Source organism: Mesorhizobium sp. M0340 (assembly GCF_040321535.1).
Classification (GTDB): Bacteria; Pseudomonadota; Alphaproteobacteria; order Rhizobiales; family Rhizobiaceae; genus Mesorhizobium.
In genome coordinates this window covers 278,967-299,940 of record NZ_JAMYRR010000006.1, presented here as the reverse complement: position 1 = coordinate 299,940, position 20,974 = coordinate 278,967, and the positions used below count along the sequence as shown (strand labels likewise).

Annotated in this window: 26 protein-coding genes; 18 read left to right on the top strand and 8 right to left on the bottom strand. The window is 61.3% G+C overall.

The window, feature by feature from the left end; all coding sequences use genetic code 11:
* Positions 1 to 7: 7 nt before the first annotated feature.
* The 4 genes from NKI79_RS12150 to NKI79_RS12135 all read right to left on the bottom strand — a co-directional run bounded on the left by NKI79_RS12150 (position 8) and on the right by NKI79_RS12135 (position 1,945).
* The gene (locus tag NKI79_RS12150) at positions 8 to 613 is read right to left on the bottom strand and encodes an ATP-dependent Clp protease proteolytic subunit (RefSeq protein ID WP_254817374.1); all 606 of its coding nucleotides are present in this window, start codon (positions 611 to 613) and stop codon (positions 8 to 10) included.
* Between the two features lie 25 nt (positions 614 to 638).
* Positions 639 to 1,163, bottom strand: coding sequence for an SRPBCC family protein (locus tag NKI79_RS12145; protein ID WP_352801764.1), 525 nt, complete (start codon positions 1,161 to 1,163; stop codon positions 639 to 641).
* Entirely contained in the window at positions 1,160 to 1,474 is a 315-nt protein-coding gene (locus NKI79_RS12140; RefSeq protein ID WP_352801763.1) for an ArsR/SmtB family transcription factor, read from the bottom strand. The genes NKI79_RS12145 and NKI79_RS12140 overlap by 4 nt, the downstream gene beginning before the upstream one ends.
* 81 nt (positions 1,475 to 1,555) lie before the next feature.
* On the bottom strand, positions 1,556 to 1,945 hold the full coding sequence (locus tag NKI79_RS12135) for a cupin domain-containing protein (RefSeq protein ID WP_352801761.1): 390 nt from the start codon (positions 1,943 to 1,945) through the stop codon (positions 1,556 to 1,558).
* 211 nt (positions 1,946 to 2,156) lie between these two features.
* On the opposite strand from NKI79_RS12135, the gene NKI79_RS12130 reads away from it, so the two are divergent.
* Positions 2,157 to 2,669 (top strand): single-stranded DNA-binding protein, encoded by a 513-nt coding sequence (locus NKI79_RS12130; RefSeq protein ID WP_352448761.1) that lies wholly within the window; start codon positions 2,157 to 2,159, stop codon positions 2,667 to 2,669.
* A gap of 123 nt (positions 2,670 to 2,792) precedes the next feature.
* On the top strand, positions 2,793 to 3,218 hold the full coding sequence (locus tag NKI79_RS12125; RefSeq protein WP_352801759.1) for an OsmC family protein: 426 nt from the start codon (positions 2,793 to 2,795) through the stop codon (positions 3,216 to 3,218).
* 8 nt (positions 3,219 to 3,226) lie between these two features.
* Here NKI79_RS12125 and NKI79_RS12120 read toward each other — a convergent pair whose 3' ends face one another.
* Both NKI79_RS12120 and NKI79_RS12115 read right to left on the bottom strand, forming a co-directional pair.
* Positions 3,227 to 3,856, bottom strand: a complete 630-nt coding sequence (locus tag NKI79_RS12120; protein ID WP_352801757.1) for a MarC family protein — start codon at positions 3,854 to 3,856, stop codon at positions 3,227 to 3,229.
* Between the two features lie 75 nt (positions 3,857 to 3,931).
* A complete protein-coding gene (locus tag NKI79_RS12115) occupies positions 3,932 to 4,462 on the bottom strand; it encodes a hypothetical protein (RefSeq protein ID WP_254817369.1) in 531 nt (176 codons plus the stop codon).
* Positions 4,463 to 4,548: 86 nt separating this feature from the next.
* Here NKI79_RS12115 and NKI79_RS12110 point away from each other — a divergent pair, with 86 nt between their 5' ends.
* Positions 4,549 to 5,376 carry a helix-turn-helix transcriptional regulator gene (locus tag NKI79_RS12110; RefSeq protein WP_352801756.1) on the top strand — a complete coding sequence of 276 codons (828 nt, stop codon included), beginning with the start codon at positions 4,549 to 4,551 and terminating at the stop codon, positions 5,374 to 5,376.
* Between the two features lie 148 nt (positions 5,377 to 5,524).
* Positions 5,525 to 8,332, top strand: a complete 2,808-nt coding sequence (gene gyrA, locus NKI79_RS12105) for a DNA gyrase subunit A (RefSeq protein ID WP_352801754.1) — start codon at positions 5,525 to 5,527, stop codon at positions 8,330 to 8,332.
* A 54-nt stretch (positions 8,333 to 8,386) separates the two neighbouring features.
* On the opposite strand, the gene NKI79_RS12100 is transcribed toward gyrA, so the two are convergent.
* Entirely contained in the window at positions 8,387 to 8,539 is a 153-nt protein-coding gene (locus NKI79_RS12100; RefSeq protein ID WP_352478968.1) for a hypothetical protein, read from the bottom strand.
* 196 nt (positions 8,540 to 8,735) lie between these two features.
* Here NKI79_RS12100 and coaD point away from each other — a divergent pair, with 196 nt between their 5' ends.
* From coaD to tgt, 7 genes are all read left to right on the top strand, one after another.
* A complete protein-coding gene (coaD, locus tag NKI79_RS12095) occupies positions 8,736 to 9,236 on the top strand; it encodes a pantetheine-phosphate adenylyltransferase (RefSeq protein WP_352507881.1) in 501 nt (166 codons plus the stop codon).
* Between the two features lie 75 nt (positions 9,237 to 9,311).
* Positions 9,312 to 9,902 (top strand): peptidylprolyl isomerase, encoded by a 591-nt coding sequence (locus NKI79_RS12090; protein ID WP_254817364.1) that lies wholly within the window; start codon positions 9,312 to 9,314, stop codon positions 9,900 to 9,902.
* Between the two features lie 28 nt (positions 9,903 to 9,930).
* On the top strand, positions 9,931 to 10,443 hold the full coding sequence (locus NKI79_RS12085) for a peptidylprolyl isomerase (RefSeq protein WP_254817363.1): 513 nt from the start codon (positions 9,931 to 9,933) through the stop codon (positions 10,441 to 10,443).
* Positions 10,440 to 10,838, top strand: a complete 399-nt coding sequence (locus NKI79_RS12080) for a hypothetical protein (protein WP_352801753.1) — start codon at positions 10,440 to 10,442, stop codon at positions 10,836 to 10,838. Before NKI79_RS12085 ends, NKI79_RS12080 begins: the two co-directional genes overlap by 4 nt.
* A gap of 12 nt (positions 10,839 to 10,850) precedes the next feature.
* The gene (queA, locus tag NKI79_RS12075) at positions 10,851 to 11,936 is read left to right on the top strand and encodes a tRNA preQ1(34) S-adenosylmethionine ribosyltransferase-isomerase QueA (RefSeq protein ID WP_352801752.1); all 1,086 of its coding nucleotides are present in this window, start codon (positions 10,851 to 10,853) and stop codon (positions 11,934 to 11,936) included.
* The gene (locus NKI79_RS12070) at positions 11,926 to 12,195 is read left to right on the top strand and encodes a hypothetical protein (protein ID WP_254817360.1); all 270 of its coding nucleotides are present in this window, start codon (positions 11,926 to 11,928) and stop codon (positions 12,193 to 12,195) included. The genes queA and NKI79_RS12070 overlap by 11 nt, the downstream gene beginning before the upstream one ends.
* Before the next feature lie 8 nt (positions 12,196 to 12,203).
* Positions 12,204 to 13,334, top strand: coding sequence for a tRNA guanosine(34) transglycosylase Tgt (gene tgt, locus NKI79_RS12065; protein ID WP_352801751.1), 1,131 nt, complete (start codon positions 12,204 to 12,206; stop codon positions 13,332 to 13,334).
* Between the two features lie 8 nt (positions 13,335 to 13,342).
* Here the strand turns inward: tgt and NKI79_RS12060 are convergent, their stop codons facing one another.
* Positions 13,343 to 13,762, bottom strand: a complete 420-nt coding sequence (locus tag NKI79_RS12060) for a DUF4864 domain-containing protein (RefSeq protein WP_254817358.1) — start codon at positions 13,760 to 13,762, stop codon at positions 13,343 to 13,345.
* Positions 13,763 to 13,998: 236 nt separating this feature from the next.
* Here NKI79_RS12060 and NKI79_RS12055 point away from each other — a divergent pair, with 236 nt between their 5' ends.
* The 7 genes from NKI79_RS12055 to NKI79_RS12025 all read left to right on the top strand — a co-directional run bounded on the left by NKI79_RS12055 (position 13,999) and on the right by NKI79_RS12025 (position 20,893).
* Positions 13,999 to 14,235, top strand: a complete 237-nt coding sequence (locus NKI79_RS12055; RefSeq protein ID WP_023674883.1) for an Lrp/AsnC ligand binding domain-containing protein — start codon at positions 13,999 to 14,001, stop codon at positions 14,233 to 14,235.
* A gap of 172 nt (positions 14,236 to 14,407) precedes the next feature.
* Positions 14,408 to 15,820 carry a circularly permuted type 2 ATP-grasp protein gene (locus tag NKI79_RS12050; RefSeq protein WP_352801749.1) on the top strand — a complete coding sequence of 471 codons (1,413 nt, stop codon included), beginning with the start codon at positions 14,408 to 14,410 and terminating at the stop codon, positions 15,818 to 15,820.
* Between the two features lie 164 nt (positions 15,821 to 15,984).
* Entirely contained in the window at positions 15,985 to 16,926 is a 942-nt protein-coding gene (locus tag NKI79_RS12045) for an alpha-E domain-containing protein (RefSeq protein WP_352801747.1), read from the top strand.
* Between the two features lie 61 nt (positions 16,927 to 16,987).
* Positions 16,988 to 17,782, top strand: a complete 795-nt coding sequence (locus NKI79_RS12040; protein WP_352801746.1) for a transglutaminase family protein — start codon at positions 16,988 to 16,990, stop codon at positions 17,780 to 17,782.
* A gap of 31 nt (positions 17,783 to 17,813) precedes the next feature.
* A complete protein-coding gene (locus tag NKI79_RS12035) occupies positions 17,814 to 18,545 on the top strand; it encodes a proteasome-type protease (protein ID WP_254817354.1) in 732 nt (243 codons plus the stop codon).
* A 57-nt stretch (positions 18,546 to 18,602) separates the two neighbouring features.
* Complete coding sequence (locus NKI79_RS12030) at positions 18,603 to 20,015, top strand: pyridoxal phosphate-dependent decarboxylase family protein (protein ID WP_352801745.1); 1,413 nt, start codon at positions 18,603 to 18,605, stop codon at positions 20,013 to 20,015.
* Between the two features lie 110 nt (positions 20,016 to 20,125).
* Positions 20,126 to 20,893, top strand: coding sequence for a DeoR/GlpR family DNA-binding transcription regulator (locus NKI79_RS12025; protein WP_254817352.1), 768 nt, complete (start codon positions 20,126 to 20,128; stop codon positions 20,891 to 20,893).
* Positions 20,894 to 20,974 lie beyond the last annotated feature (81 nt).

Below are 20,974 nucleotides of genomic sequence, written 5' to 3'. Positions count from 1 at the left end.
GGCTCGTTCATGCGGCCTGCTTGCGAGTGTCGAAAACATGGTCGACGAGTCCCCAATCCTTGGCCTCCTGGGCAGTCATGAAAAAGTCGCGGTCGAGCGTGCGTTCCACTTCTTCGTAGGTGCGGCCGCAATGGTGGGCGTAAAGATCGGTCATGCGCCGCTTGGTGCGAAGGATGCCCTCGGCATGGCGCTGGATATCGGAGGCTTGGCCCTGGAAACCGCCGAGAGGCTGATGCAGCACGATGCTGGTGTTGGGTAGCGCGATACGCCGCCCTGGCGTGCCCGCCATCAGGAGAAACGAGGCCATCGAGGCGGCGAAGCCCATACAAACGGTGGAGACCGGGCAGCTGATATACTGCATCGTATCGTAGATGGCGAAACCGCTGGTCACCACGCCACCCGGCGAGTTGATGTAGAGCGAGACCTCCTTGTCGGGATTGTCGGATTCCAGCGACAGAAGCTGGGCGCAGACCAGCGCCGAGGTGCCGTCGTCGATCGGCCCGTTGATGAAGACGATGCGCTCGCGCAGCAGCCGCGAAAATATATCGAAGGCACGTTCGCCGCGGCTCGATTGCTCGATCACCATCGGCACCAAATTGGCAAGGCCGCTCATCGTTATCTCCTTTGACTGTCGTCGTTCAGGCCGCGCGCGTAAAGAGGCGCGGGGTGTTTGCGGCGATCTGCTTGTACTTGGGAGTACGCGCTTCAAACGAAAGTCGGCAACCGGCGCCTGCCATCGCGATCTCCGGCACTGCTGCCCGAGCAAAACCATCATGGACGATGCGCAGATGCGTGCCGCCGGAAACGGTGCGGTCGAGCGTAAAGGTGACGATGCTATCCACTGGGCTATCGTTCATTGGGCTGTCCACCGGGCTGCCGGGCGGCACCCGCGTATCGCCGGGCGCCGGCCGCTCCCGCCAGGAATAGCGCAGCAGCCGTCCGGGATCCGCGTCGAGGATTTCGCACTCGATCGGCGCATCCGGCGCTTTAAAGGCAAAGCGGTTGCCGACCTTTGGTTCAATGTCGTTTGGCATCATCCAGGCCGCGAGCAGGTCCGGCACTGTCAGCGCCCGCCACACTTTTTCCGGCGGCTCGGGCAGCTCGCACTCGAACTCGATCTTGTCTGCCGCCATTTCCGCGCGTTCTTTGCCTCGGCTGGTCATTGGTCCATGTCCTTCAAAACCGTCTTGAGCCTTTCGATGCGCTCTGGCCAGAACGCGCGGTAGCGTTCGATCCAGCCGAGCAGCGGCGCAAGCCCGTTCGGATCGGCGCGATAATAGGCATTGCGGCCGGCCCGGCGTTCGACCACGAGGCCGGCACCTCGCAGCACCGCGAGATGCTGCGATACCGCCGGCTGCGAAACTGGCATGCCATCGCGGAGTTCCGATACCGTCATCTCGCCGTCGGCGAGCCGCTCATAGACGGCGCGACGCGTTGGATCGGCCAGTGCCCGAAAAATCTCTGCTTCGATCATTCCAGAAGCATAAGTCGATACTTATCTGTTTGGCAAGTCGCGTTTTTAAGACAAGCAGTGTTTTTTACGACGGGCGAGATTTTACAAACGCGTCGGAAGCCAGCGTCTCACCATGTCTGGAGATCCGTTAAACGTTGCCTCAAAAACTGGTGACGCGAGCACGGCATGGATATGAAGCAGGTCGGAGCCGACGTTTCGGAAGCCATGTTGCTTGTGCGCGGCAACAACAAGCGACTGTCCGGCAGTCAAGACGAGATGCTCGTCATCGATCCACATCTCGGCCCTGCCAGCGATGACGGTAAGCACTTCCTCGACCGGGTGCCAATGTGTCGGGGCGCCAACCGCGGGTTCGACCCATTGTTCAAATATGCAAAGTTGAGTTGCGCCGTTGCAGGCCGAGACATGCATGCGGGTCTTTACTCCCGTCCGCCATTCTTCTTGCGGCTGATCATCATGCTCGACCATCTTCATTGAGTTCGCCTCGATCTCCGGGTTCGTGGAAATTCGACGCCAAGATACTACCTGTTACTGACATCTATTGACAGTGCAGGACCTTTAACCTAGAACGAAAAGAGAACAAAAAACCTTGTGGGAAAAGGCAGCCACAGCAGGCAGGGATTATCCATAGCCTGTAAGGTGCAGCGACAGAAAATCTGGTTTCGGATGAGCGCGGAGAAGTATCATGGCGGGTAGCGTCAACAAGGTCATTCTGGTGGGCAACCTCGGGGCGGACCCTGAAATCCGCCGCCTGAATTCGGGTGACCCGGTCGTCAATATCCGCATCGCGACGTCGGAAAGCTGGCGCGACAAGACATCCGGAGAGCGCAAGGAAAAGACCGAGTGGCACAATGTCGTGATTTTCAACGACCAGATTGCCAAGGTGGCCGAGCAGTATTTGAAGAAAGGCATGAAGGTCTATGTCGAGGGCCAGCTGCAGACGCGCAAATGGCAGGACCAGACCGGCAATGACCGCTATACGACCGAAATCGTGTTGCAGAAATTCCGCGGCGAGCTGCAGATGCTTGATGCGCGGGGCGAGGGCGGCGGCCAGGTCGGCAACTATGCCGGTGGTGGTGCGAGCCGCGGTTCCGATTTCGGCCAGTCCGGCCCGGGCGAAAGTTTCAATCGCGGTGGCGCCAACAAGGGCGGCGGCGGTGGTTCATCGCGCGAGCTGGACGACGAAATCCCGTTCTGATTTCTCGGGGCGGACTGCCCTTGCGGCGAAAAGCGCCAGCACCTTGGCCACGAAATGGCGTCCCGAAAATCGGTCTTGGATTTTCGGGACGTTATGCGTTTGAGCGGTGAAAGGACGTATCAAGTGAAAGCAAGGGTCAAATGGGTGGAGGAGCGCACTTTTGTTGGCGAGTCCGCCAGTGGGCACAAGCTGGTGCTAGGCACGGCGTTCGGGCCGGAGGGCAAGACGCCGGGGCCGAGCCCAATGGAACTGGTGCTGATCGGCACCGGAGGCTGCTCGGCCTATGACGTGGTCCATATCCTCAAAAAGGGGCGCGAGGCGGTCGAAGATTGCGTGGTCGAACTCGATGCCGACCGTGCAGAAGCCGATCCCAGGGTGTTCACCCGCATTCACATGCATTTTGTCGTCAAGGGCCGCGCGCTGTCACACGACAAGGTGAAGCGGGCGATCGGGCTTTCGATCGAGAAATACTGCTCGGCCTCGGCAATGATGGCCAAGACTGCCGAGATTACCCACGACTTCGAAGTCATTGAAACGACAGCGAAGTAGGGCAGTTCCTAAGTCGCCATCAGCGCCTTGATGCCGTCGGCGACGAACTGTATGGCGAGCGCCGCCAGGATGACGCCGAGCAGCCGTGTCAGGATCGAACGGCCGGTTTGGCCGAGAATACGGTCGATGCGCTCTGACAGCACGAACACCAGGTAGGTGATGACGAGGCAGATGGCGATGATGCCGACAAGGGCTGTCTGCGCGCCAAAACCCTGAAACGAGCTTGAGAGCAGGACGGTCGCCGAAATCGCGCCGGGACCGGCAATCAGCGGGATCGCCAGCGGAAAGGCGGCGATGTTGTGAATCATGTCCCTGGTGATGGCGACGTCGCCGATCTTCTCCTTACGGTCCTGCCGGCGTTCGAACACCATTTCGAAGGCGATGAAGAACAGCAGAAAGCCGCCGGCGACGCGGAAGGCCGGCAGGGTGATGCCGAAGACCGACAGGATCGACGCGCCGGCGATTGCGAACAATGCCATCACCAAGAAAGCGATGATCGAGGCGCGCACGGAGACCTGGTTGCGCTCCTCGCGGTTCATGCCGCGGGTCACGGCAAGGAAGAGCGGCGCCAGGCCGGGCGGATCGATCGTCACCAGTATGGTGACGAAGGCATTGAACAGGCTGTCCAAGCTCGGCATGCTGACCCCTCCCCGCCGGCAGTCCCGGTTAACGGGATTGGTAGAGCAAAGCGAAGCCAGTGGAAACCGTGCGGATCAGGGGCTGGCGGTACGGCGCGCCAGAAACTCGACTTCGAGACGCCAGGTGGCGCCGTCGTCATACGAACGCTCGCCCAGCCAGCGGAAGGAATCTCCGGTGATCCGGGAAAAGCTCCAGCGTACCGAAGGGCCGGTGCCGTCTGCGCCTAATTGGACGATCGTGTCGCCTTCGACGCGGCCCAGCTGGCGGCTGTAATACTGGTTGCGCGGGTCGCTCCAGAAGATGTGCCAGGCGTCGACGCCTGGGTCATAGACGCGCAACGTCGTGCCATAGAAGGTCCATTTGCCGAGCGAAGGGGAGGAACCAGCGTCACGAGCTGGCAGGATCCATACGTCCTGGATCGCGCGGCCTTCAAGCACCCAGCCGAAATGCACCTCGCCGCGCCCGGTCAGCACCTGACCGTCTTCGAGATGGCGCGTGGCGTCGAACGTCCAGGCGCCGACGAAGCGGCCGTAAAGGTTCAGTTTCTCGGCAAGGGCCGGTGTGGGCCCATCGCCGTGCAGGGCCTTGGCAAAGGAATTGGACATGGCTTCGCTCCCATCTTGTCAGGAGACCGACAAGCATAGAGGCCGACAGGGGTTCTGCGCTTGGGAGAAATTGCTATGTTTGGGCGATGACGACGAGCGCGCATAGGCTGGCGTCGGGCCGAGGCTGGCAGGTGTCGGATGTCATCTGCACCGCCAGCGCCGCTGACAGGCCATTCGAGGAGGAGCATCGGGATTTCTGCGTTGCTGCCGTAACCAGCGGCACCTTCCGCTATCGTGCCCGCCAGGGCACGGCGATGCTGGCGCCGGGCGCGCTCCTGCTCGGCAATCCCGGCACATGCTATGAGTGCGGGCACGAGCATGGCGCCGGCGACCGTTGCCTCTCCTTCCATTTCGGACCGGCCTGTATGGAGCGGATCGTCGCCGACGTGCCGGGCGCCAAGACGCTCGATTTCAGCACGCCGCGCCTGCCGCCCTTGCCGGCACTGGTGCCGCTGCTCGCCGAAGCGGAGGCGGCGCGCGAGATGGCCGACACCGGCGCGTTCGAGGAACTCGCCCTGCGCATTGCCGGTGCCGCGGTAACAGCGGCTTGCAGCGCAACGGATCGGGGACGGACGCCGAGCCGCCGTGACCAGAAGCGTGTTGCCGAAGCGGTGCGGCGCATTGAAGTCGATGCCGACCGGCCGATCTCGCTTGCCGAGCTCGCCGACGAGACCGCCACCAGCCCTTACCATTTCCTGCGCACCTTCCGGCACGTTGCCGGCATGACGCCCTACCAATTCCTGCTGAGAACGCGGCTGCACAGGGCAGCCGTGCGGCTGCGGACGTCAGATAACACAATTTCGGCGATCGCCTTTGCGGCGGGATTCAACGATCTATCAACCTTCAACCGCCGTTTCCGGCGGCTGATGGGCGAGGCGCCGGGTACTTATCGCGCCCGCCGGCGACGCCGGTGAAAGGGTGCCACGGCCATATCGTCGCAATTGGTGTATCCTTTTGAATTTGCCGCTAAAAACCACATTGGAAAACTGCCGCGATTGTTGGAGTTTCGGGCCGGCTTCCTATATAAGCACCAAGTGATTCCTGATTAGATTGTGATCCGATTTGACCGACCAGAAGACACCGCGCGGCGCCGACGGCGGCCCCACCGGCATCGAGCCGATATCCATCATCGAGGAGATGCAGCGCTCCTATCTCGATTACGCCATGAGCGTGATCGTCAGTCGCGCGCTGCCGGACGTGCGCGACGGCCTCAAGCCGGTGCATCGCCGCATCCTCTACGCCGCCTATGAGAGCGGCTATCACTGGAACCGCAAATATGTGAAATCGGCACGCCCGGTCGCCGACGTGATGGGTAAATACCATCCGCACGGCGACGCCTCTATCTACGACGCTTTGGTGCGCATGGCGCAGGACTGGTCGCTGCGCGTGCCGCTGATCGACGGGCAGGGCAATTTCGGCTCGATCGACGGCGATCCGCCGGCGGCGATGCGCTACACGGAATCGCGGCTGACCAAGGTCGCGCATGAGTTGCTGGAAGACATCGACAAGGACACCGTCGATTTCCAGGACACTTACGATGCGTCGGGCAGCGAACCGAAAGTCCTGCCGGCGCGCTTTCCGAACCTGCTGGTCAACGGCTCCGGCGGCATCGCCGTCGGCATGGCCACCAACATCCCGCCGCACAATCTGGGCGAGGTCTGCAACGGCGCCATTGCCCTCATCGACAATCCAGCGATCGATCTTCCGGCGCTGATGGAGATCATTCCGGGACCGGATTTCCCGACCGGCGGCATCGTGCTTGGCCGTTCCGGCATCTACAGCGCCTATTCGACCGGCCGCGGCTCCATCGTCATGCGCGGCCGCGTCAACATCGAGGCGCGCGGCAACGACCGTGAATCGATCGTCATCACCGAGGTTCCCTATCAGGTGAACAAAGCATCGATGATCGAGAAGATGGCCGAACTGGTGCGCGACAAGCGCATCGAGGGCATTTCCGACATTCGCGACGAGAGCGACCGCCAGGGTTACCGCGTCGTCATCGAACTGAAGCGCGACGCCGTCGCCGACGTCATCCTCAACCAGCTTTACCGCTTCACTCCGCTGCAGACGTCCTTCGGTGCCAATATGGTGGCGCTGAACGGCGGCAAGCCGGAATTGCTGACGCTGACCGACATGCTGAAGGCGTTTGTCGCCTTCCGCGAGGAGGTGATCAGCCGGCGCACGAAATTCCTGCTGCGCAAGGCGCGCGACCGCGCCCATGTGCTGGTCGGCCTTGCCATCGCGGTTGCCAACATCGATGAAGTCATCAAGCTGATCCGCAGCGCTCCGGACCCGCAGACGGCGCGCGAGCAGTTGATGGAGCGGCGCTGGCCTTCGGGCGACGTGGAATCGCTGATTCTTCTGATCGACGACCCGCGCCATCGCATCAACGAGGACGGTACCTACAATCTCTCCGAGGAGCAGGCGCGCGCCATCCTCGAACTGCGCCTGCAGCGCCTGACCGCGCTCGGCCGCGACGAGATCGCCGACGAGCTGAACACGATCGGCGACGAGATCAAGGACTACCTGGACATCCTGTCGTCCCGCGCCCGCGTCCAGCAGATCGTCAAGGACGAGCTCATCGCCGTGCGCGACGAGTTCGGCACGCCGCGCCGCACCGAGCTCGCCGAGGGCGGGGCGGACATGGAAGACGAGGACCTGATCCAGCGCGAGGACATGGTCGTCACGGTCAGCCATTCCGGCTATATCAAGCGCGTGCCGCTGTCGCTCTACCGGGCGCAGCGCCGCGGCGGCAAGGGCCGCTCCGGCATGTCGACCAAGGAAGAGGATTTCGTCACCCGGCTGTTCGTCGCCAACACGCACACGCCGGTGCTGTTCTTCTCTTCGCGTGGCATCGTCTACAAGGAAAAGGTCTGGCGCCTGCCGATCGGCAACCCGCAATCGCGCGGCAAGGCGCTGATCAATATGCTGCCGCTCGAACAGGGCGAGCGCATCACCACGATCATGCCGCTGCCGGAGGATGAGACGAGTTGGGGCGAGCTCGACGTCATGTTTGCCACCACGCGCGGCACCGTGCGTCGCAACAAGCTGTCGGACTTCGTCCAGGTCAACCGCAACGGCAAGATCGCCATGAAGCTGGACGAGGAAGGCGACGAGATCCTCGGCGTCGAGACCTGCACCGATAATGACGACGTGCTTTTGACGGCAAGTTCCGGCCAATGCATCCGCTTTCCGGTCAGCCACGTACGCGTCTTCCAGAGCCGCAATTCGGTCGGCGTGCGCGGCATCGCCATGGCCGATGGCGACCGGGTGATCTCGATGGCGGTGATCGAGCATGTCGACGCGCCGCCGGCGGAACGTGCCGCCTACCTTAAGCGGGTGGTGGCTGAACGCCGGCTCGCCGCCGACATCGCCGCCGGTGAGGAGGAAGAAATCCAGCTTACCAACGAAGAGGTCGGCGAAGAGGCGGAGCTTTCCGACGAGCGCTACGAATTCCTCAAGGCACACGAGCAGTTCGTGCTGACGGTGACGGAATATGGCTACGGCAAGCGTTCGTCGTCGTACGATTTCCGCCTGACCGGTCGCGGCGGCAAGGGTATCCGCGCCACCGACGTTTCGAAAACGGCCGAAATCGGCCGTCTGGTGGCGACCTTCCCGGTCGGCAATGACGATCAGATCATGCTGGTTTCGGATGGCGGCACCGTCATCCGCGTCCCGGTCAACGGCATTCGTTTCGCCAGCCGCGCCACCAAGGGCGTTACGATCTTCAATACCGCAGAGGGCGAGAAGGTCGTTTCGGTGGAGCGGATTTCGGAGCCGCAGGCGGACGAAGAGATCGAAGAGAGTGTCGAGGCTGAAAGCGGCGCTGCTACCGAAGGTGGGGAGCCTGACAACAACAACGTCGAGTGAGTTGCCACGACGCCGCGAGCCCGATAGGTCGGTCCGGCGTTGTCAACAAACACTCTAGAAATGCCGATAAGGCCTACGGATGCCGAAGCCTTCGAACTGCTTGGTATTGGCCTTGGCGCGGACGCGCTGTGCTTCCTGATGTAACCCGAATACGGTAGCAATCAGCATGGCGACGGTCATTGCGGTGGCAAGCATGTAGATCAGCATGTGCGTGTTCTCCTGCGCCTAACAACGATCAGGTGGGTGTTTGGTTTCATCTTTTGCAGCTGCAACTTAGTGAACACTGCGTGAAGCCGTTGTGAGCGGCACATTCATCTGTCGTTCACGTCGGCCAAAAGGTTCATGGGGCGGGCCTGTCGATCGGATTTGCCTTTAGGGGAGAGGCTCGCTAGAAGCACCTGCCATGACCGAACGCATCGCCCTTTATGCCGGCTCTTTCGACCCGCTGACCAACGGCCATCTCGACGTGCTGAAGGCATCGCTGGCCGTGGCGGATACAATCTATGCGGCGATCGGCACCCATCCCGGCAAGAAGCCGTTGTTTTCCTTCGAGGAACGGGTTGGCCTGATCGAAACGGCCGCGAAGGCGGAATTCGGCAGCGACGGTGCGCGCATCAAAGTGGTCGCCTTCGACGGGCTGGTCATCGATGCGGCCAGGAAGCATGGCGCCTCGATCATGATCCGCGGCCTGCGCGACGGCACCGATCTTGACTATGAGATGCAGATGGCCGGCATGAACGAGACCATGGCGCCGGAGCTGCAGACGGTGTTCCTGCCCGCCAGCCCCTCGGTGCGCACCATTACCGCCACACTTGTGCGCCAGATAGCTTCGATGGGAGGCGACATCCGCCCCTTCGTGCCGGCGGCCGTGGCCGGCGCGCTCGCCGCCAAATTCGCGAAATAAATGCATGTCACCCAAAAGTGGAACCCGGCTTTGGGTAACGACATGCATGAACGAAGATATTCGGAGAAAGATCCCATGCAGCTGAAAAAGCTTGCCTTCTTGCTTGCCGTGTTTGCCGGTCTTGTGACCGCATCCGTGTCGGCCTTTGCCGCTGATCCGGAAAACACCATGATCGTAACGCTGAAAGACGGCGACGTGACCATCGCGCTGAGGCCCGACCTTGCGCCGAAACACGTCGCGCAGATCAAAAAGCTGGTGCGCCAGGGCGCCTACGACAACGTCGCCTTTCACCGCGTCATCGACGGCTTCATGGCGCAGACCGGCGACGTCAAGTTCGGCAACATGAAGAGCGGCTTCAATGCCGACGCTGTCGGCACCGGCGGCTCCGATCTTCCTGACCTGCCGGCCGAATTCTCCAGTACCGAGCACTACCAGCGCGGCGTGGTCGGCATGGCCCGCTCCGATGATCCGAATTCCGCCAATTCGCAATTCTTCATCATGTTCGCGCCGGCACCGCCGCTCGATGGCCAGTACACCATCGTTGGCAATGTCGTCAGCGGCATGGAGCTGGTGGACCACATCAAGAAAGGCGACGAGGCGCAGAACGGGACGGTGACCGATCCCGATCGCATGATCAAGGTGCGCATCGCCGCCGACGGCAAGTAAACCCAAGTTTCAAAAGGATATTTCTGACATGGCCGAAATCAAGGACCGCGAGAACGCGCTTATCATGGACACGACCAAGGGCAAGGTCGTCATCGAATTGTTTCCAGATCTGGCGCCCGGCCATGTCGGCCGTATCAAGGAGCTGGCACGCGAAGGCGCCTATGACGGCGTGGTCTTCCACCGCGTCATCGACGGCTTCATGGCGCAGACCGGCGACGTGAAGTTCGGCAATTCCAACAAGCCGTCTTTCGCGCCGTCGCGCGCCGGCACTGGCGGTTCCGACAAGCCCGATCTGAAGGCCGAGTTCTCCAACGCCAACCATGGCCGCGGCACCTGTTCGATGGCGCGCTCGCAAAACCCGAACTCGGCCAATTCGCAGTTCTTCATCTGCTTCGACGACGCCGCCTTCCTCAACCGCCAGTACACTGTATGGGGCCAGGTCATCGAAGGCATGGACAATGTCGACAAGATCAAGCGCGGCGAACCGGTGCAGGACCCCGACAAGATCGTATCGCTCAAGGTTGCGGCCGACGTGAAATGACCAGCCGGGCTGTCGCGGCCATCGCACTTGTGCTCGTCGCGGCGGCCACTCCGGCGCTGGCGACGGAATCGATCGTTTGCAGCGCCGACGGCGGCGCGGCATCGATTGATGTTTTGATGGGACACACGGCCGTCATTGCGGTGGCGCGGGTGTGGCTGGATGCCGGCGGCAAGACATGGACCACGGACGGCCAGCCAGGCTCAACGAAAGTCATCGTTGGACAGGCATTCGAAGACGACGAGCGCATGCTGATCGATCTCACTGATGAGGGCCTCAGCTCGATCGTCGCCAAATTGCGGCTGGTCAAGGCCAGCGAGCAGTCCAGTTTCGCGATGGGCGGTACGCTGAGCATAGACAGTGTCGGTGCCTGGGCGGTGACCTGCCCGGAACCTTGAGGCGGGGTTTTCTTGCGCGTCGACCTTTTCGACTTCGATCTGCCGGAAGAACGCATCGCGCTTCGCCCAGCCGAGCCGCGCGACAGCGCCAGGATGCTGGTGGTCAGGCCGGGTGAGGGGCTCGAAGACCTGACGGTGCGCGACCTGCCGGCCCTGCTCAAGGCCGGCGATGTGCTGGTCTTCAACGACACCAAGGTCATTCCGGCACAATTGAAGGGCATCAGGCGGCGCGGCGAAGCAGCAGCGCAGGTCGAAGCCACGCTGCATATGCGGACGGCGCCCGACCGCTGGCTCGCCTTCATGCGTCCGGGCAAGCGCATTGCAGCCGGCGACCGCATCCATTTCGGTCATGATGCCAATTCCTGCTTTCTCGGCCAACTCGATGCGACCGTGATCGAGAAGGGGGAAGGCGGCGAGGTGCTGCTCGGCTTCGACCTGTCAGGTCCGTTCCTCGACGAGGCACTGCACGCTGTCGGCCACATCCCGCTGCCGCCCTATATCGCCTCCAAGCGTGACGACGACGAACGCGACCGCAGCGATTACCAGACCATTTATGCCAGGGAGGAGGGCGCGGTCGCCGCGCCGACGGCAGGGCTGCATTTCACGCCGGAGCTGTTTGCGACGCTCGACGCCAAGGGCATAGAGCGCCGTTTCGTCACGCTGCATGTCGGCGCCGGTACGTTCCTGCCGGTGAAGGCGGACGACACCGCCGACCACAAGATGCACGCCGAAACCGGTTCGGTCAGCCCGGAAACCGCCGAGGCGCTGAATGCGGCGAAAGCAAAAGGAGGGCGCATTATCGCCGTCGGCACGACATCGCTGCGTTTGTTAGAGAGCGCGGCTGGCGAGGAGGGCAGGCTGGCCGCATGGTCAGGCCCGACCGACATCTTCATCACCCCCGGCTATCGCTTCAAGACCGCCGACATGCTGATGACCAATTTCCATCTGCCGCGGTCGACGCTGTTCATGCTGGTTTCGGCCTTCTGCGGTTTGCAGACGATGCGGGCGGCCTATGCGCATGCCATCGAGAATCGCTACAGGTTTTATTCCTATGGAGACGCAAGTCTTCTGTTCAGGGAGGATAGTAATGGACGATGACCTGGAAACCTTCGACCGCGAAGCATTGATCGGCGAGGTCAGGAAACTGCGCGCCGGCATCCGCCAACACCGCGACGCCACCGGCCATGATCTGTGCTGGCATCATCCCGACCTGTGGTCGCTTTTGCCCGAAAAGACCGAGCCGGCGATTGCCGTGCCGCCGTGGCCGAAATTCATGCGCGGCTGCATCCGCTACCGTCAATCGCTCGATAAGCAAGCTCCGGACGCGCCGGTATTCGACAAGGAGTTCGATGGCTAGGGAATTCAATGACTGACGCATTCACCTTCAAGGTGCTGGCGACCGACGGCAGGGCGCGGCGTGGTGCAATCACCATGCCGCGCGGGGAAATCCGCACGCCTGCCTTCATGCCGGTCGGTACCGGCGGCACGGTGAAGGCCATGTATATGGATCAGGTGCGCGGCGTCGGCTCGGACATCATCCTTGGTAATACCTACCACCTGATGCTGAGACCCGGCGCCGAGCGCGTGGCGCGGCTCGGCGGCCTGCATGAGTTCGCCCGCTGGCCGCATCCGATCCTGACCGACAGCGGCGGCTTCCAGGTGATGTCGCTGTCGAAGCTGCGGAAACTGACCGAGAACGGCGTGACCTTCCGTTCGCATATCGACGGCGGCGCCTTCGAGATGTCGCCGGAGCGTTCGATTGAGATCCAGGGGCTGCTCGATTCCGACATCCAGATGCAGCTCGACGAATGCACGGCTCTGCCGGCCAAGCAGAACGAGATCGAGCGTGCCATGGAGTTGTCGTTGCGCTGGGCCGAGCGCTGCAAGACGGCATTCGGCGAGCAGCCCGGCAAGGCGATGTTCGGCATTGTGCAAGGCGGCGACGTGCCGGATCTGCGGCTGCGCTCGGCGCAGGCGCTGAAGGCAATGCAGCTGAAGGGCTACGCGATCGGCGGGCTGGCTGTCGGCGAGCCGCAAGCGGTGATGCTGGAGATGCTCGACATCACTTGCCCGGAGCTGCCGGCTGAGCGGCCGCGCTACCTGATGGGCGTCGGCACCCCGGACGACATCTTGAAGTCGGTAGCGCGCGGCATCGACATGTTCGATTGCGTGATGCCGACGCGGGCAGGGCGCCACGGTCTTGCCTACACGCGGCGCGGCAAGGTCAATCTTCGCAACGCCCGCCATGCCGACGATCCGCGTCCGCTCGATGAGGAAAGCGACTGCCCGGCCGCACGCGACTATTCGCGCGCCTATCTGCACCATCTGGTGCGCTCGCAAGAGGCACTTGGGGCGATGCTCCTGACCTGGAACAATCTGTCCTATTACCAGCAGCTGATGCGCGACATTCGTGAAGTGATCGAGGCTGGCAGGTTGGAAGCACGCTCAGCTGAGATTTCCGAAAGCTGGAGGCGGGGCGATCTCCCAGTGAGGTGATCGAAGGCTCAAGTGCTGAGCGACGTGGACGCGCGCAGGCTGCAGCCGGTGATCCGAAAGCTGCCGTCAGGCTGTAGTTCGAGCGTGTAGACCGCCTCGTAGTCCTTGCCATCCGGGCCGACGATCAGCACTTGCTGGATGATCGAGGTCGGGCTCGTCTCGCGAACCTTGCCGAAGGAGTAGGTCTGCGGCTGGCGCACCGGCGGATAGCCGTTGGTCACCATGTTCATGAAGGTATCGACGGTCGGAAACATGCGCTTCACATTCGGTGCGGCAAAGCTGTAGGCCGTCATTCCGTCATTGGCGATGAAGGCCCTCAACTGAGCATCGATGACCGTCTGCGCCGCTTTGACTTCGGCGTCGCCAGCAAAGGCCTGGGATGCGAAAATGAATGGAACGACTGCGAATGCGAAAAACGCGCGGCGCATGGCCTGTCTCCGTTGTCCCCGAGAAATCGCTGCCTGAAGGTACATGATATCATACGCTTTGCCGTGCTTCAGGGTTTCAGCCGAGCGTAAACATTCGGCGTGGCGGTCCGTGTCCGAGCCGAAAACGCATTGTCGAGGCGAGACAGCCTGAGCGATTGCCGATGCTTGAAAGCCGGGCGCCAGTCTGCCACAAGGGCCGCTCGATTAGAGCGTGCGATGTTGGACAGGACCAGGCAATGAAGGCATTTTTCGTGCAGATAAAGTGCGATCTGGGCAAAGCCTACGACGTTGCCAGCGCCCTGGCCGATGCCGAGATTGCTTCGGAAATCTACTCGACAGCCGGCAACTACGACCTGCTCGCCAAATTCTATGTCGACGACGAGGAAGACATCGGCCACTTCGTCAACGAGAAAGTGCAGATTCTCCCGGGCATCAAGGATACGTTTACGGTCGTCACCTTTCGCGCGTTTTGATCTCCATCCGACATTTGCCCGGACACCAGGCAAAGCCTGATCAAGGCCCTATTGGTGCTGCCTTAATTTTAGGCAACCGCGATATACTGATCGCCGGCGCCCGCCAAATCGCCGATTGCGCTTGATTTTCTCCAGCGAGGCCAGTGAAATGGCGTCACAGGGGAGTATGCGATTGGCAGCGTTCGACGAAATGCTTCCGGAAGTTTCCGGGCTGAGAAAACCGTATTCGGCTTACGATCGCTGGCTGAAGGAACAGGACCCGGCCAGACTTACCGAGAAGATGCAGGACGCCGAACGCGTCTTTCGCAAGACAGGCATCACTTTCGCCGTCTACGGCGAGCAGGAAGCATCGGAGCGCCTGATACCCTTCGATATCGTTCCGCGCATCATTTCGGGCAATGAATGGCGACGGCTGACGCAAGGCATCGAGCAGCGCGTCCAGGCGCTGAACGCCTTTCTCGACGACATCTACCATCGCCAGGAGATCTTGCGCGCCGGCCGGGTGCCGAAGGAGTTGATCGCCAAGAACGAGGCGTTCCTGCCCGAGATGATCGGGGTGCGGCCGCCGGCCGGCGTCTATACCCACATCATCGGCGTCGACATCGTACGCATTAGCGAGAACGAGTTCTACGTACTGGAGGACAATGCGCGCACGCCGTCCGGCGTCTCCTACATGCTGGAGAACCGCGAGACGATGATGCAGCTGTTTCCCGAGTTGTTCCAGCAGATCAAGGTGCGGCCGGTGGAGAATTACCCGCAGCTCCTGCGCCAGTCGCTGGCGGCGGTACGGCCGCAAAGCACCAAGGGCACGCCGACGATTGCCGTGCTGACGCCGGGCAGCTTCAACTCAGCTTATTTCGAACATGCTTTCCTTGCCGACCAGATGGGCGTTCAGCTCGTCGAAGGGCAGGATCTGCGCGTCGTCGATGGCCATGTCGCGATGCGCACGACCGAGGGCTACAAGCAGATCGACGTGCTTTACCGGCGTGTCGACGACTCGTTCCTCGATCCGCTGACCTTCCGCCCCGACTCGGCACTTGGCGTGCCGGGCATTATGGACGTCTACCGCGCCGGCAACATCACGATCGCCAATGCGCCGGGAACCGGCATCGCCGACGACAAGGCGATCTATTCGTACATGCCCGAAATCGTCGAATTCTACACCGGCCGCAAGGCGATGCTCGGCAACATCCCGACCTGGCGCTGCTCGGAGCCGGACAGCCTGAAATACGTGCTCGAGCACATCGACGAACTGGTCATCAAGGAGGTCCACGGGTCCGGCGGTTACGGCATGCTGGTCGGTCCGGCGGCGACCAAGAAGGAATGCGAGGATTTTTCGAAAAAGCTCGCGGCAAAACCATCGAACTACATTGCTCAGCCGACGCTGGCGCTGTCGACCTGTCCGATCCTGACGGACAAGGGGCTGGCGCCGCGGCATGTCGATCTGCGCCCCTATGTGCTGGTTTCCGACCGTATCCAGATCGTGCCCGGCGGGCTGACCCGAGTAGCGCTCAAGGAAGGCTCGCTGGTCGTCAATTCCTCGCAAGGCGGGGGCACAAAGGATACGTGGGTGTTGGATGATTAGAGTGGAAGTAGTGAATAGTGAATAGTGAATAGTGAATAGATAAGGATATATGTTGTTGATGTTGGTGAAATGCCCTGAAGTGAAGCACGCGGCATCGTGGCCTAAAGTCTGGATAGTCACCATTCACCGTCCACCATCCACCATTCGCCACAGGACCGCCTGACATGCTTCTCGGTCGCACCGCCAACGGGCTCTATTGGATGAACCGCTATATCGAGCGGGCGGAAAACATGGCGCGGCTGGTGGACGCCGGCTTGCGCATGGCGCTGACTCGTACTCAGAACGCTTCGGAGGAGTGGAATTCGGTGCTGCTCAGCGCCGGTTCGGACGCCAGCTTCACGCAGAAATATTCCGACTACACCGCCGCCAATGTCGCCGACTATCTGCTGCGCGACACATCGAACCCGTCGAGCACGATGTCGTCTATCGAAACGGCCCGTAACAATGCCCGCATGGTGCGTACCGCGTTGACGCGTGAAACCTGGGAAAGCATCAACGAAGCCTGGATGTCGCTGAAGCGGATGCTGGCCAAGCCGATCGACGAGCGCGACCTGCCCAACGCGCTCGACGCAATCAAACGCGAGACGGCGCTGATCCGCGGCTCGTTCTACGGCACGATGCTGCGCAATGAGATTTTCGATTTTTCGCAGCTCGGCACTTATGTCGAACGCGCCGACAACACTGCGCGCATCCTGGACGTGAAGTACTACGTGCTGTTACCGTCGATTTCCTGGGTCGGCTCGACGCTCGACAACTACCAGTGGGAATCGATCCTGCGCTCGGTATCGGCGCACCGCTCCTACCGCTGGGTCTATGACGCCGACTACAAGCCGAGCAACATCGCGGACTATCTGATCCTCAATATCCGCATGCCGCGCTCGCTGACCTTTTGCTACCGCTTCCTGACGGAGCACCTCAAATTCCTGGGTGACGACTATGGTGAGCGCCACGCCTGCCATGCCACGGCTGCCAAGACCCAGGCCATGCTTACGGCCGGCTCGATCAAGGATATTTTCGACGCCGGCCTGCATGAATTCCTGGCCAATTTCATCCGCGACAACACCAGACTCGGCGACGAGATCGCGCAGGACTACAGGTTCTATTGAGCATGACCCCACAAAGCGGAGACCGGTTTTCAGAAAAGCTCATGCTCCAGGGACGAGTGCGATGCGGCTGAAGATCACCCACCGGACCGAATACCGCTACGATGCGCCGGTGCATTATTTGTTGCAGCGTTTGCGGCTGCTCCCGGTGAACGGGCGCACCCAGACGGTACTGTCCTGGGCGCTGAAGATCGAAGGCGCACGCGAGGAAGTGCGCTTCACCGACCATTTCGGCAATGATACCCGGCTGTTGAGCGTCGAGGGTGAGCGCGACTTCATCACCGTCGAAGCAGCCGGCGAAGTGGTGACGCGCGACACCGCCGGCGTCTGCGGGCCGCACCAGGGTTTCGTGCCGCTCTGGCTGTTCGGCCACGAAACGCCGCTGACGACGATCGGCAGCGGCATTCGCGAGCTTGCTGCCTCGGTCGGCAAGGGCACCGACATCGAAAGGCTGCACCGGTTGATGGCGATGATCGGCGAGCGCGTCGCTTACACGCCGGGCACCACCAACGCGACGACGCCGGCCGAAGAGGCCCTGGCGCTCAAGACCGGCGTTTGCCAAGACCACAGCCACATCTTCGTTGCGGCGGCGCGCGCCATGGATTTTCCGGCGCGCTATATCAGCGGCTACCTGATGATGGATGCAGCGATCGAGCAGGCGGCAAGCCACGCCTGGGCCGAGGCGCATGTCTCGGGCCTCGGCTGGGTGGCCTTCGACGTCGCCAACGGCATTTCTCCCGACGAGCGTTATGTAAAGGTGGCGACCGGCCGCGATTATCGCGACGCCACACCGGTATCGGGAATTCGGCTGGGACAGGCGGAAGAACAGCTTGCCGTCACCGTCACCGTGGAGCAGTAATCTCCGCCAAGATTGTTGCCAAAGAGATTCGATGACCTATTGCGTCGGCCTGAAGATCGATCGCGGGCTCGTGTTCATGTCGGACACGCGCACCAACGCCGGCATGGATTCGATCTCGACCTTCAGGAAGATGCATGTCTGGGAAGAGCCGGGCGAGCGCGTCATCGTTTTGATGTCGGCCGGCAATCTGGCGACGACGCAGGCCGTAGTCAGCCTGCTCGACGAACGCACCAAGGCAGTGGCGGAGCGCCGTGCCACACTGCTCGAAACGCCTTCCATGTACCAGACAGTGCGGCTGGTCGGAGACACCGTCAAGGAGGTCATCGCCAGTTCGTCGCCGGCGGGCGAAAAGGCGGATTCCTATTTCAACGCCTCCTTCATCCTCGGCGGTCAGATCAAGGGCAGCGCGCCGCGCCTGTTCATGATCTATCCGGAAGGCAATTTCATCGAATCCACCGACGACACGCCGTTCTTCCAGATCGGTGAGACCAAATACGGCAAGCCGATCATCATCCGCGCTTATGAAAGGACGATGAGTTTCGCCGAGACGGTGAAGTTGCTGCTTGTGTCGTTCGACTCGACGCTGAAGTCGAACCTGTCGGTCGGCCTGCCGCTCGACCTGCTGTTCTATGAAAAGGACACCTTCAAGGTTGGCCTCAAAAAGCGAATAACCCAGGATGATCAATATTATCGCACGATCTCGGATAGCTGGTCGAACGCGCTGAAGACTGCCTTTGCCAGCTTGCCTGATTTTCCCGAATGAAAACCTTCGTTTTCGTGCTCTTTGATGGCGACTCGACGAGGCGCTACGGAGGCGAAGATGAATAGCAACGAATTCCGCGAATGGTCGCTGCGAGCGGCCGAATGGGGCGCCGACTACAGAGACAGCCTTCGCGAAAGACCGGTGCGGCCGTTTGTCGAGCCGGGCGAAATCTTGAAAAGCATCGATGTCGCGCCGCCGGAAAACGGCGAAACGATGCAGGCAATCTTCGCCGATTTCGAGCAAAAGATTCTGCCGGGCATGACGCACTGGCAGCATCCGCGTTTCTTCGCCTATTTCCCGGCCAATGCGGCACCGGCCTCGGTCGTGGCCGAGTATCTGGTTTCCGCCATGGCCGCGCAATGCATGCTTTGGCAGACCTCGCCGGCGGCAACCGAACTCGAGACGCGTGTCGTCGACTGGATGCGGCAGGCGCTTGCTCTGCCGGAGGGATTTTCCGGCGTCATGCAGGATTCGGCTTCGTCGGCGACGCTTGCCGCCGTGCTGACCATGCGCGAGCGCGCGCTCGACTGGCAAGGTAACAAGAACGGCTTGCAAGGCCAGCCGGTCGTGCGGGTCTATTCTTCCGGCCAAGTCCATACTTCTATCGACCGGGCGATCTGGGTGTCGGGCATCGGCGAGGCGAACCTCGTGCGCATTCCGGTCGCCGGACGCTTCCGCGCCATGCAGACGGCGGCTCTCGAAGCCGCGATCGTCACCGACCGCGAAAACGGCATGCTGCCGGCGGGCATCATCGCCAGTGTCGGCGGCACAAGTACCGGCGGCACCGACGATGTGGCGGCTGTTGCCGCGGTGGCTAAGCGGCACGGGCTCTACCTGCATGTCGATGCCGCATGGGCTGGCTCCGCCATGATCTGCCCCGAGTTCCGGCATTTCTGGGCAGGCGCCGAACATGCGGATTCCGTTGTCTTCAACCCGCATAAATGGCTGGGCGCACAGTTCGATTGCTCGATGCAGTTCATCCGTCAGCCGGAAGACCTCGTGCGCACGCTGGCGATCAAGCCCGAATTCCTGAAAACGCATGGCCGCGACGGAGTCATCAACTACTCCGAATGGTCGGTGCCGCTTGGCCGGAGGTTCCGCGCGCTGAAACTTTGGTTCCTGCTGCGTGCACATGGCTTGGAAAATCTGCGGACCATGGTCCGCAACCATGTCGCCTGGAGCGAGAGCCTCGCCGCAAGGCTGGCAAAGGAACCGGATTTCGAGATCATCACGGAGCCGATGCTGTCGCTGTTCTCGTTCCGGCATCTCGCGGCTGCGGGCACCGACTCTGACGAGCACAATTTGCGGTTGGTCAGCGCGATCAACGATGACGGCCGCATCTACCTGACGCAAACCCGGGTGGACGGGAAGGTGGCGATCCGCTTTCAGGTCGGGCAGTTCGAAACGACAGCGGCGGATGTCGATACTGCTTTCGAGGTCATTACTGAAATTGCGCGTGGCCTGGGTTGACCGGTATCATCGAGGTTGCGCCGGGGCTTTTCTTGCAGCCACCTGATCTTCCTGTTCATGGCTTTCGTTTTCCGTTATAGACAAGTAAAACGAAAACGAGAGGTTGCTAGATGTATCTGTCGCCGCGTCATTCCGAAATCATCCAGATGGCCAAGGACCATGGCCGCGTACTGGTCGAGGAGTTGGCGACGCATTTCAACGTGACGCCGCAGACGATCCGCAAGGATCTCAACGATCTCTGCGACCAGCGGCTTTTGTCTCGCATTCATGGCGGGGCATTGTTCCCGTCCGGCATCGAGAACATGGAGTATGAGGCTCGGCGCAAGATCGCCGCCGAGGAGAAGGAGGCGATCGGCCGCGCAGCAGCCCGGCTGATCCCCGACAACGCGTCTCTTTTCATCAATATCGGAACAACGACGGAAGCTGTCAGCAAGTCGCTGCTCGATCACAGCGGCTTGATGGTCATCACCAATAACATCAATGTTGCCAATAGGATGCGCGTTTATCCTTCGATCGAGGTGGTGATCGCCGGCGGTGTCGTACGCGGTTCCGACGGCGGTGTGGTCGGCGAGGCAGCGGTCGATTTCATCCGGCAGTTCAAGGTCGATTTTGCGGTGATCGGCGCCTCGGCCATCGATCACGACGGCGCACTGCTCGACTTCGATTTTCGCGAGGTGAAAGTCGCGCAGGCGATCATCGCCAACGCGCGGCATGTGATCCTCGTGTCGGACCAGACCAAGTTCGAGCGCACCGCGCCCGTCCGCATCGGCCATCTGTCGCAGGTCAACACCTTTATCACCGATCGTTGCGACATCCCATCGGTGCGTAAGATCTGCCAGGAGGCAGAAGTTCAGCTGATCGAAACGTCGCTCTCCTAGAGATGCCGTTGCGGCATCCTGTCGCCAATCATATTTCGTTTGACATTCGTTATCATTTCGAAATAATTCCCGTACGGTTTC